The sequence below is a fragment of the Aquimarina sp. AWH4_224 genome, assembly GCF_056160245.1.
In genome coordinates, this window is record NZ_JBSWWU010000007.1 from 345687 (window position 1) to 357168 (window position 11482).

An 11482-nucleotide genomic window follows, 5' to 3' on the forward strand; every position below is an offset into this window, starting at 1 on the left:
CTATTCTTGATTGTTTCTTTTTTCTTTAAGTTGATCTATGTAGTAACTTATCTTTTGTACCAGCTGTTGATCTTCTTCCATCTGCTCTCCTAACTTCATCATTAGCTGTACTACTTGTACAAACTGCTCTTCAGTAAATATCTGACTCAAATGATTTAGTACCTGAAGCAGATAATCCTGGTCTTGGTCAGTATTTGCATTTGTTTCTTTGAGGCCTAAACTCCCTAGAGTAGTTGCTATACCTTTCATTTGTTGTGGATATTGTTTGGCTAATCCAGATATCGCACCCGGAAGCAGGGCCTTACCTAATTCTACTAATCCTAATTTCTTGACCAAAGCTTCTATCTCCTCCTGTTTGGTCTCCGTTTCCTTTCGTGATTTTTTTAGCTCCTCTCCTAGCTTTTCTATTTGCTCTTCCTGTTTCGATGTAGTGGTTTTTAGTGCTTCAAAGTCTCGTTTCATTAATTCCTCCTGCAGCATCGCATGTACCTTATGGTTTACTCCACTTAAGGTCTGTTGATTGTTCTCTGAGATCTCCTCTAGTTTGTTTTTTAAACTCTGGTTTTCAAGAACCAACCGCTGTATAGTGAGCTTGTCTTCAACCATAGCATTTTGAGCTATTTTCTCCTGAGTCACAGGAAGTGTCTTTATCACTGGTTCTTCTTTTGAAGCTTTCAACACTTCCAGTTTTTCTTGGGCCTGATCCAGTTTGTACTTTACAAAGGCACTTTCACTGCTTATGCCCAATTGATACATCTCTTGGTATTGCTCATCTGTTAGCCTCACCGATCCCGGTTTTTTCTTACGTACTTCCATCTTCTTCCTTTTTAAGAATTACCTGTAAAAACCGAATCTTCCTTTGATACTTCCGGGTGTTGATAATTTCTATACGATCCGCATGCTCATGGGTGTTTTCTACAATCCCCTGGGTGTACCAATTGGTGTATCTCCCATAAGGAGATTTTACAATAAGCCCCCAGGAGATGTAGGTGACCAACCAAATTTCATTATACCCCTGAAACTTTAAAGCTCCTTCGGGTGGAATAACAAATTCTCTATATACGATTCGATAGTTCTCATATCCTCGTTCTTTTGCTCTTCTATCGGCATATGTAACTGCAAATTCTTCTCTCATTGACATCGTCAATTTTGACATCTCACTCAAATGGGTAAGATGTCGTATTATTATTTCAAATGGCCACTATGTGGCCTCTTCTATTAGTAGCCATACAGTGACTTCGTAAGGATAGCTGGCTTGTCCATTATCTTCAAAAGCGGCAGTGATATAATCTATATTTTCAGACTCATCTACCGGAGTAATTCGATATTGTTCTGGCAACTTTTCAAGCTTGGAAAACACATTCGACATTGTAGTAAGTTTCTGTTTTTCCAGATTAGCAAAACTATCTCCCACATGTAACTGATCTTCATGATAAAACAATCCCCTGGGTTGTCGTAATTGTAAGGTTCCTAATATCATTGTTCTTTCTTATTTAAGATTCAGGGAAAAAGGATAGAAATATAGTTCCCGATGCTGTTACTGGTCTACTCCACAGAGCATAGTATTCTGGCAGACATTGTCCTGGGTGATGTATCTCTAATTGCTTTGGGTTTTCTAAAGGGCGAAACCCTTGTGGACCTAACTGGTAAGGATTTCTATCCAGTAAAGGATGTACAAAATACCACCACTTATCTTCAGTGCTTTCAATTCGTATATCTGGAGGATATGGGCTATCATATGTATTTCCTGAATCAGTGTTTAAAAACTGATCATCTATCATCTCGGTATCAGAGATACCAAAATAATAGGTGGGTGGATATGGTGTTTCATTGCAAGGTTCTACTTTACTGGTTGTAAATAGTCCTACAAGGGTATTGAAAGTAAAAGGAAGTTTGGCAGTTGCGTTAACATATTGATTTTCCCTTGTTATTTGAAATCGTATGGGCACAAACTTCCTGCGCACAATAACAGGATTACTACCCTCTTTATTGTATAACTTACTAAAACATTTCATGTTATCCTTTTATTATTCGTTCTAAATATGTTCATCAATGAGCAGCACCAAAGTCACTTTATATCCATCTTCAAAAGGAGCTTGCGTATGGTCTTTATCTTCAAATCGAACCTTTACCAATAGATCTCCCGGCAATACTTCTCCCAAGTCAAAGAACCGTTCTCTTGGAGCAACGCTTACAGACGCCATTAGAATCTTGCTATCAAATCCATCTGGGAAGAGTTCTTCTCCTCCAATTTCAATACGTTGACTCCCTCTGTAATACAACTTATCCGGCCTGTCCGAGAGCAACTGTATTCCCTTTACAATTTTTGTATGTTTAGGAAGCTCCAGATTATCTACTGATACTAGTTTATTTGCTTCTTTTACAGTAAAGGGAAAAGCAATACGGGTCTCTTTTACTTTTTTCTCCATTACCTCTTAATTATGCAGGAATAGTTACGGTACCAGCAAGTACTACCTTAAGCAAAGTTTTCTCTGGAGCGTCTTCTCCCAACTCGATATTGAATTCAAATTCTTCATCATCTCGTATAAATCTTGGACTCTCCAGATAATAGGTTCCTAAGTTGGTCATCTGGTTATTGTCTGTGATAAATTCTTGCATGGGGCGCTCATCGATAATCGTTTTCTTATTGGCTACAAGAGAGAATACTCCATTCTGTAATCCTGCTACTTTTTTGATACTATCAAAGTCTGTTTGCTTCATTAGTTTTTTAAGTTGCAGATCACTATCAGGAAGATCTCCTTCTATCTCTGCGCCCAAAAGAATGATCCGATTACACAAAAACAAGCGATCCTTTTGTAGTTTGGATTGGGTGACATTTGTGATACCGATCTCTTTGGCATCTTGGGTTTCGAACATGTCTATATTTGCTCTGTTACCTGCAAACTTGATCGAGTAATAGGCAGCATCTGCCAATTGTAACCGTCCTTCTTTGATATCCGTAGCAACTTTTACCATTGCCGGATCAAATTTCTTAGCCTGATCTCTAAGCGAAATATGTGCATTTACGATTTCTAGAAATTGACTTCTTGAGCTTTTTATCATGGGTTTCATAGTCTGTTATGTTTGTTAAGAATTATTAGTTTGATTGAAATGATTCGTCTCTTATGCGATAGCATTGAGTTCTCTGATATCTTCGGCTCCATCAAGGGCATCGATGTCTATATTTCCAAAATCTTCCCTTGTCATAGCTTCATCTACCCCCTCAATGACATTTTGAATATCAGCAGTAGGTAGAGGATCTCCTGCTTCAATACGTTGAATAATATCATCAACTTCTGAAGTATCAAAATCACCTTCATCCACTACCTCAGAGCCCATAAATACCAACGGTCTATCTTCTAGATTTCCAAGGGAGAGTTTTTGTGCTAATGATGGAGACAACTTATCCAGATATAACTTCTTACCAATGGCTTTAAGCGAAGTCACAGCTCTGTCTTTTGCTTCTTCTAAATCATCCTTAACTCCATCTATACCTTGTGTGGTTTGAGGATCCCCTGACTTTGCCATTCCTGAAAATGCCATTGTGGCTCCTGCAGTTACGATCCAATCTTTTTGATAGTAGGCTCCCCCAAAAATGGTCAGCGCACCAAGAATGAGGGAATGCCTTCCTACATAAGATCCGGACACCATGCCTAATACCCCAGAACTTAAATGCTTGCCTACATCAAGTAGACTATCTTTTACGTTTGTTTTTGTCTTCATAATAATTTAATCTTTAGTTCACGCTTACGCTACAGAGTAGCTTTACTTTTGAATGTGTTTAGTTAGGGAGATTTTGAATTGGAATTAGCCGAGCATTAGTATTCTAAAAATCAAAATCATAACAGAGCCTTGGTTTACAGCAGTGCTTTTGGCACTAGCTTCTCCGAGGCTTTTTGTTGTACTCTTTTCTTTCTTTTAATCGAATGTCCCTTGGTAAATCTTCCTAAAGAATCCCTCCCTGTGTTTTTCTTTTTAGGAGTTCCTGATACTGGTTTTGAGCGTTTTGGTTTGCTGGATTTAACAGCAATTGCTATTGCGGATCCAGCTACCAAAACTCCAACTCCTACTAGTAGTGCAGTTTTGTTCTTTGCAAAAAAACCTCGTCTATCCTCAGTATTATTTGTTTGGGTTAAGGATTGATTTTGAGAAATCGTCTGCACTCGTGGTATTGTTCTTCTTGAAAAGGGAGAGGGGCGTATCACAGACCTAGAAGGAATAGATCTAGGTACTCTGGTTTGAATCGGTGTTCTTGAAGGAAGTCTGGGCAGAGATCTTGGTTTACGAAATAAGGTTTGTGCTTGTCGTCTAATCTCATTAGCCTGATCCTTTACCTTATTTGCCTGACCAAAAATGTTTCCGATCTTGTTTAATATGGTCGCCACGCTGGCTACTGCTCCACTAGCTGTAGCCATAGCAGTTCCGGTCGCTACTGCTCCTAATCCATCAATGGCTACCTCATTATTTAGAAAGGCTTCAAAAGTATCCAGGTCAGACTCTACCACAAATTTCTCAAATGGATCATTAAAGATTTCAGGTTCGTTATCAATAGTCCCTAAGCTAAAACCACTAAGAGGTACTTTCCTGTCTTTATTCCCTTTACCTTTTAAAATTGCTTTTCTAAGGTTTCTACCTCTACCACCTGCCAAGCGATAGATCTTTTCTGCCTTGGCAATAGCCTTTTTTAGTTTTCGATGTTTCCCAATATCAATGCCCATTTTCTTCGCTTGGGCTTCACTAAGGTATCCAAAGCGCAATCGACTGGCCACTTTCATCATATCCGCTTTCATCGCCAGCAAAAATCCATTTCGTAATAGAATGGTGGCAGGATTCAAAAAACGATTAAAAGTTCGAACTACAGGCTTGACTACTTTTTTACCTACATTCTTTACAAATTTTTTAAGTCCTCTTCCTATCTTCCTAAAAAAGCCATTCAAACCATCAATCACATAGATATTTTCTTCAGCATCAGCATATAGTACTACATTACCTTCTTCATCCAAAATTTCATAAGCGATCTCAGGGTTTTCTTCAATACTACCCATAAAAGACATTGTATCCTCTATTTCCATATGATCTATCCCTGTGGCATCTAATCCATCTAATCGGTGTAATTCCATAGTTCCTTTATTTTTCTAATCCTTAAAGATCAAGTCTTAATCCTAGTTCTTGATGTTTGTCTTTTGGTTAATAATCGTATCACTCCTATTCCTAGTCCTACAGAAATTCCTGCTTTGATCAAAAAATCCAGGAGATCAAAACCTTCTTTATTGGTTCCTGAATCCATCACATTTCCTGTTTCCAATCGAAAAGGAGATACAGATCTTCCTGTTTTTGTAGCATTTAAGATAGGTCTTGGGGTAATCTTAGAAGTACAAGGAAAATAAGGGAAAATCTTGGGCCTTATGATTTGATGTAAAGGGATCCTGGGTTGCTCCAAAGCATCTAAACTGATGTCTATCGTATCCACACCGCTTAAACCAGAAGTAGTCATCTCAATATCTTTTTTTTGTGAATAAGGGACTTCATGATCAAAGCGATCTGTAACACAATCCATAATAATTGGTTTACCCTTTGTAAACACCACTGGATAGACATGTTGAAAATGAGACTTCCCTCCATATTTGGTAATTCGGATCTTAAACGGAATATCCAGATTCATCAAAATACTTCCTATAAAGACGGTATAACAATCACAATCCACACCTGTTTTTCGATCTGCCCAGGTTCGGGAAGGTCTACGCACTTGCTCTATCCCTCTTTTATCCATTTTGTATTGGATATGCTGATACACAAAATGCCAGATATTTTTACAGGTATTTAAAACTGTAGTACTTCGCAATTTGTGAGCTAGTAACCTGGTGTCCGACAGCGTTTCTAAAATCATCCGCTTCATAAGCTCGAGTGTATCCTTAAGCTCGGCCTTTCCTGATCCTTTGACCACGGTATCTTGTCGTATGCTCTTTGGAATTAAAGCTTCGTATTGCTTACCGGGGTGAATATGTCTTGACTGTTGCGCCTGCATTACAATTGTACTATGATGTTATCTGTCTTTTCGTAAGGGAGCCCATTTACTCGGGTAGTAACCTGGGTTTGTATGGGTAGCTGCACTGGGTTTCCTGTTCGAATATCACTGGCAATTTTAGTCCCGAGAATTTGGATCAACGTCAACCATCCAGCAGATTGAATGTTTAGATCAAATCGCTTTTCACTGTTCTCTTCCAGTTTGATGACTTGATTCTCGATGGTAGAAGTGCCCAACACTTTATCTTTGAACAAAATCTTTACAAAAGGATGCTGAATTCTCAAATTCACAGGATTTGGATTTTGTAACTGTACCTCTGCTTTTAATTCGATACCAGTTAGGTTAACTTTATGGATCTGTACGCGTATCCTGGATGTAATATTGGTACTTGCCCTTTGTAAACGGGACAAATACCTAATCGAGAAAAAAGCGGCCAACCCTCCGGCAATCCATTTGAACATGATCTACTGATTTTTTATCAAAGGAAAGCGATCAATCAATAGGTAACAAATGGGGTTGTACAAGCCTGTTTTGGTTAAGGTTTATTACAAAAACTATGGTAGTTTAGTGAGGTCTCTGAGCTATGTTTATATCCTAAGTATATACTTGGTTCTTTGATCTGAAAAAGACCTATACAACCTTAAATGTAAAACGATGGAAATGAGATTTTGGAGCAAAGCTGAACTTGCTCAACGGTTTGGAATTAGCCGTGAAACACTACGATTAAAATTAAAGGAAATTGAAGGGCTGGATACAGGACGTAGGCAGTTATTATATCCTTATGAGGTAAGGATGGTTTTTAAGGCGTTTGGGGTTGAGGAGTAATTTCCAAGGTTTGGTAATTAAACTCATAACAGTCGTTGGCAACAGTACTATCAGGCACGAATCCAAATTCAACTTCGAAATTGTTTTTCGGAACTTTTTCAAAAGGGATCTTTAGAAATTGATCCTGTGTGTCCTCCATGTTATACTGAAAAGCATGATTGTGTAATCTCAAAAAATTGTACTTAATATCGAATTTGTCCCTAGAAGGAATATTCTGAACCAAAACTAAGGTGCCATTTTTTGTAAAGATTGGTCCTCTAAAAAAGACATATTGATTTTCATAACCATAAACCAAACAATCCTCACCTTCTTTAGTTTTTGTTAAATCTCTATGTTTATAATCTATATCTGAATGCTGAAACTTTTTTAACCAATATTCATCCGTATTTATGACATTAAATGAGTCCATGAAATTATTTACAATCCTAACATACTTAAAATTTTCCTGGTATTCCGAAGGATAGCTCGCTACTAGCTTATATAAATAATCTTTCGAATACAACCAGGTATTCTTTTCCAAAATGTTATAACTAGTATCTTCGACCGTTGCGAATATTTTTATATCATCGTTGACATTAATTTTCTCAAATGATTTCAATTCAACATCATTATCCTCATAATACTCCTTGATGCTTTGTTCTATGTCATCGAATTCAGGAATCAGATATTGAAATGAAGTCAAAGACAACTCCATATCATATTTTTGCAATTCAAAATTTCTATAGCTACTCTCATTAATTGAATCCATACCATTTTGAAATTCAGGTTTTTGCGAAAAATATACCTGAGCACCTGAATAATAATCAGTTATAACACCTGTCTGATCTGAATATTGTTGTAATAAAGAATCAATTTTATACTCCCAAATCACTTGATTCACCCTTGAAATGCTATGATCAGAATCTTGATCATATTGATCTTGCATTTCTTGCTCCTCAATCTTAAATAAAGAAAGCTGATCTTCATAAAATTGATAATCCTTGCCCGGATTCTCTTTAATAAAAGCATTCATTTTTCTTGCATAAACTTCTGCAATATTGAAATGGTATTGTTCATGATTTAATAAATCATCAGAATCCTCATCTTGATCCTTTTTCCAAGATCTTTGATTATTTTGAGCCGCATATGCTCTAAACGTATTATTCAATGAGTCATGTTCTAAATATATGTCACTAAAAATGGCAGCGTCAAAATCTGTAAATGGGCTTGTAATTCCATTAAAGTCATTCCATTCCAAATTGCCCCATCTCTTATAAGTAGGAGTCTTGTAAAAGTTATTCTCGATCAGAGCAATACTCATTAACAATAAAATCGAGAAAACCGATATGATTATTTTGATCTTTAGAGTATTTCCCATCGTATGAATTTAAAAAATCGTCTTAACACCCCAATTAATAGCTCGGAAAACGAAATAAAAATAATGAAGCCTAATAAATTCCAAACGTTATGTCCTCCGATAAATGAAATAAAACTCAAATCTACTAAAGAGTAAAACAAACTTTTTATCACAATAAAAAAAGCTAAAACCAATAAGCTATGAAGCACTCTACCCAAATAATTATTTGATCTATTGTGGTCCATTCGATAAATAACGTGGTTAACGGTAAAAACAAATAAGAATATTAGAAGGTTAATCCAAACTTCCAAACCGTCAAAATAGTCTTCACTTTTGAAAAATGCAAAACCTTCTTGCATGGCAGTCCATAAAACGGCTGAAGAAAATGCAGTTAGTACATCCTTGCTGTTAAAAGTTCTCAAAAACGGTTTCAGGTCAAAATGAGATATCTTTATATCTTCTTCATGTAATTCTTCTGTTAAGGGTTCAGCAACTATCTCAATATTGATCCCTTTGCGCATCTCGAGTATGACACCAGCAGCCTGTACGGCATCTTTATTATAACTATCTGAATTTTCCAGAATGAAGTACAATTCTTCATCTGTTTTATTTTTAAATTTATCTTTAAAATGCTCCACCATTTTATTTAGAGATAATGTTTAGTTGTACCAATCCTCTTGATCAAATATTAATCTTTTATTCATCCACTCTTTAAAACTTTGATATATTTCAATTCTTGGCCATCCATCTTTTTCTTTTTTACCACTCCATGTAAGATAAACCACATAATACTCACTATTTTTTAAGTTTTTGATCAAACAATCATCATTAGAACTATGTCTCGCAACGAGCTCAAGTTTATTAGTCTTGTTTGAAAGTGAATGTGTTATACCTGTTTCTTTCTTTAATTCTTTCAAAACGGTTTCTTTGATGTCCTGATCAATATCAAAATCCCAAGGCTCAAACAATAGGTTGGAAGCAGGAATATCCCTAGTCAGCCATACGTTCTCTTCCGTTTTATAAAACTCCCACCCTTTATCTATAAGTTTTGGAGTATCTATCTCAATAATGATTGGCTTCCCATGTCGCTGCCCAACTTCCTTTGCCAAATACATATTCTCAGACAAATGCACATATTGTCTTTGCATCGATTTTAGACCTTCTTCTAGGATCGCTTCCAAATTCTTGACACTGGTACCATGATATAAAACCTGAGGTGGAGTAGTGGGTATTAATTCCTGACGTATGGAAATTGAATGTCCATGAGTAGCTTTTATTTTGTTTCCTGTAAGATCAATTTTCCATCTTACTTTATCAAAACTTTCAGATAGGCTTACTAAACCAGCTTTATTCATATCAACGTTGTTCCTCTTTAGAGCAACTAAAACATCATTGATGTTGGCCCAACCGTATTGGTCTAATTCAATGCCTCCATCTTCCGGTTGATGTCGTAACCAATAACTTATCAATTTGCTTATCTTGGAATCCATCATTTACAAGTAAAATAAGGTACTTAAAAGAGTTAGTGTTATTGTTCGGATCATCATATTTGTGTAATAAATAGTTAACTCTCTTGGAGCTTTTGTTTTAAGAAACCAAACTATTCCAATTAATATTATTCCTGTTATCATACCCGATTTTAGATAAAACATAGCTCCCGGCCAATGTTGAAGTTTAAATAAAATACCTACTGGTATTATGGACAACAAAATCCCTGAAATTATCGATAAAGCCACATTTGACCTTTTAATGAAATGATCGCAAAAGAAATATACTGCTCCAAAAAAGTAAATAGTGGATAGTGGTATTAAAGAAATTACCAAAATGATACCAGATGAAGGCCAATTAAATACTTTAAAAATTAGCCCAATAAGAAATAGTATAGTAAAAGTAATTTCTGTTTTCATGTAATCAATTGCTTAGTTTTTCTGCTCCTCTAAATTTCTTGCGTCCAATCTTCAATATTTCTATGCTTACCTAATCCTACCGTATCAAACTCATCTTTGAATTGCTTCTTTTTAACTCCCAATAGTTTTAAAACCTTATTTAGACTGCCTTTGTAAAAATCTCCAACAAAAACTCTTTTACCATTTTCCCAAACAACCCCTTGATGACCACCATGTCCACCAAAAAATTCAGATTCTACATAAGCCACTTTTGCTTCATTGATTTTTGAAAGAATTTGTTTTTCTAAATGATCACTAAAAAGTTCAAACTTGAGCACTCCAGGACTTGGACTCATTTGATTAATTTCATCATACAATTTCTCTGTCATTAAGATCATAGAAATTCCTTGCTCTAATTCTACGAGATTTGCTTGCGTATATGCTTTTGTAATTAACCGTAGATTTTCGCTTTTTGCTATAAATGCCCTTAAAAAATATCCCATTTTAATCAGATTATATACCACATATAGCTTATTTGGATTTCATATATGAATCAAAATTTTGAATATAATCTTCTAAATTTTCTTCAAGCATCTTTTTGTATTCCGAAACAAAATATTCAATCGTTTCATCTTTGCCTTGATTCATTTCTTCTCCTGTATTCCAACCACATGCACTTAACCAAGCATTAAAACGGGCTGTGCTATACATCATTGAAGCACTAACCTTACCTCTATCAATTGATTTTAGTTGTTCATTTGATAGATTTATATGCTCATCCGCACGATCGTAAAAACCATTATCAATTTCATTATTCATATCACAAATTTAGTATCTAACTTTTTTTATTAATAAGCTTATCTTCATCATTGATTAACAGTCCTTGTCCAAATATGTAAATCACTTGAGGTTCCTATCACAAAAGATTTCCCGGTTTCTGAAAAACCATATGCTCTATCAATTCCATAATAAAAAGCGTTTACCTCGATAGCATTTCTTCCGTTTACTAAAAACATCACCTCGGCCTCAGTCATTTCATTCTTCCAGTTTAATCTGTTTTCTTTTTTTATTTCGATTGTCCAATGATCTGATGTTTGTTTACTAAGAATATCTTTATATTCAAACCCTCCACAAATAATAGTTTCGCCATTAAGAATCCCAAAACCTTTTACTTTTCCATTATCCGAATCCCACTCTTGCATGTAGTAATCTGAAGGATCTCTATCAATTTTCTCTGCTTTTGTGCAATCAAATATTCCTCTTCCTTGGCTGGATAAAACCATTAATACATCAGATTGTGGTTTAAATCCAATTTCTCTTAATCCTCCAATAGCAAATACTTGTTTTTTTGACCAAATCATAAACCCTTTTGTCTTAATGTAACTCCGTTTCCCAATCTTCAAACTTTGG

18 protein-coding genes are annotated in these 11482 nt (G+C 35.7%); 1 reads left to right on the forward strand and 17 read right to left on the reverse strand.

What is annotated here, in order from left to right; genetic code table 11:
* The 10 genes from ACXAGJ_RS15635 to ACXAGJ_RS15680 all read right to left on the reverse strand — a co-directional run bounded on the left by ACXAGJ_RS15635 (position 1) and on the right by ACXAGJ_RS15680 (position 6486).
* Entirely contained in the window at positions 1–816 is an 816-nt protein-coding gene (locus tag ACXAGJ_RS15635; protein WP_474841077.1) for a hypothetical protein, read from the reverse strand.
* Entirely contained in the window at positions 803–1135 is a 333-nt protein-coding gene (locus ACXAGJ_RS15640) for a hypothetical protein (protein ID WP_474841078.1), read from the reverse strand. Before ACXAGJ_RS15640 ends, ACXAGJ_RS15635 begins: the two co-directional genes overlap by 14 nt.
* Before the next feature lie 66 nt (positions 1136–1201).
* Entirely contained in the window at positions 1202–1480 is a 279-nt protein-coding gene (locus ACXAGJ_RS15645; RefSeq protein WP_474841079.1) for a hypothetical protein, read from the reverse strand.
* A gap of 13 nt (positions 1481–1493) precedes the next feature.
* Entirely contained in the window at positions 1494–2015 is a 522-nt protein-coding gene (locus tag ACXAGJ_RS15650; RefSeq protein WP_474841080.1) for a hypothetical protein, read from the reverse strand.
* A gap of 21 nt (positions 2016–2036) precedes the next feature.
* Positions 2037–2429, reverse strand: coding sequence for a hypothetical protein (locus tag ACXAGJ_RS15655; RefSeq protein WP_474841081.1), 393 nt, complete (start codon positions 2427–2429; stop codon positions 2037–2039).
* Between the two features lie 10 nt (positions 2430–2439).
* Positions 2440–3072, reverse strand: a complete 633-nt coding sequence (locus tag ACXAGJ_RS15660) for a hypothetical protein (protein ID WP_474839034.1) — start codon at positions 3070–3072, stop codon at positions 2440–2442.
* A 51-nt stretch (positions 3073–3123) separates the two neighbouring features.
* On the reverse strand, positions 3124–3723 hold the full coding sequence (locus ACXAGJ_RS15665; RefSeq protein ID WP_474841082.1) for a hypothetical protein: 600 nt from the start codon (positions 3721–3723) through the stop codon (positions 3124–3126).
* Positions 3724–3857: 134 nt separating this feature from the next.
* A complete protein-coding gene (locus ACXAGJ_RS15670) occupies positions 3858–5120 on the reverse strand; it encodes a hypothetical protein (protein WP_474841083.1) in 1263 nt (420 codons plus the stop codon).
* A gap of 29 nt (positions 5121–5149) precedes the next feature.
* On the reverse strand, positions 5150–6025 hold the full coding sequence (locus ACXAGJ_RS15675; RefSeq protein ID WP_474841084.1) for a hypothetical protein: 876 nt from the start codon (positions 6023–6025) through the stop codon (positions 5150–5152).
* Complete coding sequence (locus ACXAGJ_RS15680) at positions 6025–6486, reverse strand: hypothetical protein (RefSeq protein WP_474841085.1); 462 nt, start codon at positions 6484–6486, stop codon at positions 6025–6027. The genes ACXAGJ_RS15675 and ACXAGJ_RS15680 overlap by 1 nt, the downstream gene beginning before the upstream one ends.
* 199 nt (positions 6487–6685) lie before the next feature.
* On the opposite strand from ACXAGJ_RS15680, the gene ACXAGJ_RS15685 reads away from it, so the two are divergent.
* A complete protein-coding gene (locus ACXAGJ_RS15685) occupies positions 6686–6850 on the forward strand; it encodes a hypothetical protein (RefSeq protein ID WP_474841086.1) in 165 nt (54 codons plus the stop codon).
* On the opposite strand, the gene ACXAGJ_RS15690 is transcribed toward ACXAGJ_RS15685, so the two are convergent.
* From ACXAGJ_RS15690 to ACXAGJ_RS15720, 7 genes are all read right to left on the reverse strand, one after another.
* Positions 6825–8207, reverse strand: coding sequence for a hypothetical protein (locus tag ACXAGJ_RS15690; protein WP_474841087.1), 1383 nt, complete (start codon positions 8205–8207; stop codon positions 6825–6827). The genes ACXAGJ_RS15685 and ACXAGJ_RS15690 overlap by 26 nt on opposite strands.
* Positions 8192–8827 carry a hypothetical protein gene (locus ACXAGJ_RS15695; RefSeq protein WP_474841088.1) on the reverse strand — a complete coding sequence of 212 codons (636 nt, stop codon included), beginning with the start codon at positions 8825–8827 and terminating at the stop codon, positions 8192–8194. The genes ACXAGJ_RS15690 and ACXAGJ_RS15695 overlap by 16 nt, the downstream gene beginning before the upstream one ends.
* A gap of 18 nt (positions 8828–8845) precedes the next feature.
* Positions 8846–9679 carry an RNA 2'-phosphotransferase gene (locus ACXAGJ_RS15700; RefSeq protein WP_474841089.1) on the reverse strand — a complete coding sequence of 278 codons (834 nt, stop codon included), beginning with the start codon at positions 9677–9679 and terminating at the stop codon, positions 8846–8848.
* Positions 9680–10093: a GldL-related protein gene (locus ACXAGJ_RS15705; protein WP_474841090.1), complete on the reverse strand. Its 414-nt coding sequence runs from the start codon at positions 10091–10093 to the stop codon at positions 9680–9682. It abuts the gene before it with no gap.
* Positions 10094–10122: 29 nt separating this feature from the next.
* A complete protein-coding gene (locus ACXAGJ_RS15710; RefSeq protein ID WP_474841091.1) occupies positions 10123–10575 on the reverse strand; it encodes a hypothetical protein in 453 nt (150 codons plus the stop codon).
* 28 nt (positions 10576–10603) lie between these two features.
* Positions 10604–10891 carry a DUF3144 domain-containing protein gene (locus ACXAGJ_RS15715; protein WP_474841092.1) on the reverse strand — a complete coding sequence of 96 codons (288 nt, stop codon included), beginning with the start codon at positions 10889–10891 and terminating at the stop codon, positions 10604–10606.
* A 47-nt stretch (positions 10892–10938) separates the two neighbouring features.
* On the reverse strand, positions 10939–11482 hold a 544-nt coding region (locus tag ACXAGJ_RS15720), incomplete at its 5' end, for a hypothetical protein (protein ID WP_474841093.1).

Coding starts and splice junctions, on each gene's coding strand:
- ACXAGJ_RS15665 (WP_474841082.1), bottom strand. CDS start 3,723: ATGAAGACAAAAACAAACGTAAAAGATAGTCTACTTGATGTAGGCAAG.
- ACXAGJ_RS15645 (WP_474841079.1), bottom strand. CDS start 1,480: ATGATATTAGGAACCTTACAATTACGACAACCCAGGGGATTGTTTTAT.
- ACXAGJ_RS15700 (WP_474841089.1), bottom strand. CDS start 9,679: ATGATGGATTCCAAGATAAGCAAATTGATAAGTTATTGGTTACGACAT.
- ACXAGJ_RS15705 (WP_474841090.1), bottom strand. CDS start 10,093: ATGAAAACAGAAATTACTTTTACTATACTATTTCTTATTGGGCTAATT.
- ACXAGJ_RS15640 (WP_474841078.1), bottom strand. CDS start 1,135: ATGAGAGAAGAATTTGCAGTTACATATGCCGATAGAAGAGCAAAAGAA.
- ACXAGJ_RS15655 (WP_474841081.1), bottom strand. CDS start 2,429: ATGGAGAAAAAAGTAAAAGAGACCCGTATTGCTTTTCCCTTTACTGTA.
- ACXAGJ_RS15675 (WP_474841084.1), bottom strand. CDS start 6,025: ATGCAGGCGCAACAGTCAAGACATATTCACCCCGGTAAGCAATACGAA.
- ACXAGJ_RS15690 (WP_474841087.1), bottom strand. CDS start 8,207: ATGGGAAATACTCTAAAGATCAAAATAATCATATCGGTTTTCTCGATT.
- ACXAGJ_RS15695 (WP_474841088.1), bottom strand. CDS start 8,827: ATGGTGGAGCATTTTAAAGATAAATTTAAAAATAAAACAGATGAAGAA.
- ACXAGJ_RS15650 (WP_474841080.1), bottom strand. CDS start 2,015: ATGAAATGTTTTAGTAAGTTATACAATAAAGAGGGTAGTAATCCTGTT.
- ACXAGJ_RS15685 (WP_474841086.1), top strand. CDS start 6,686: ATGAGATTTTGGAGCAAAGCTGAACTTGCTCAACGGTTTGGAATTAGC.
- ACXAGJ_RS15660 (WP_474839034.1), bottom strand. CDS start 3,072: ATGAAACCCATGATAAAAAGCTCAAGAAGTCAATTTCTAGAAATCGTA.
- ACXAGJ_RS15680 (WP_474841085.1), bottom strand. CDS start 6,486: ATGTTCAAATGGATTGCCGGAGGGTTGGCCGCTTTTTTCTCGATTAGG.
- ACXAGJ_RS15715 (WP_474841092.1), bottom strand. CDS start 10,891: ATGAATAATGAAATTGATAATGGTTTTTACGATCGTGCGGATGAGCAT.
- ACXAGJ_RS15670 (WP_474841083.1), bottom strand. CDS start 5,120: ATGGAATTACACCGATTAGATGGATTAGATGCCACAGGGATAGATCAT.
- ACXAGJ_RS15635 (WP_474841077.1), bottom strand. CDS start 816: ATGGAAGTACGTAAGAAAAAACCGGGATCGGTGAGGCTAACAGATGAG.
- ACXAGJ_RS15710 (WP_474841091.1), bottom strand. CDS start 10,575: ATGGGATATTTTTTAAGGGCATTTATAGCAAAAAGCGAAAATCTACGG.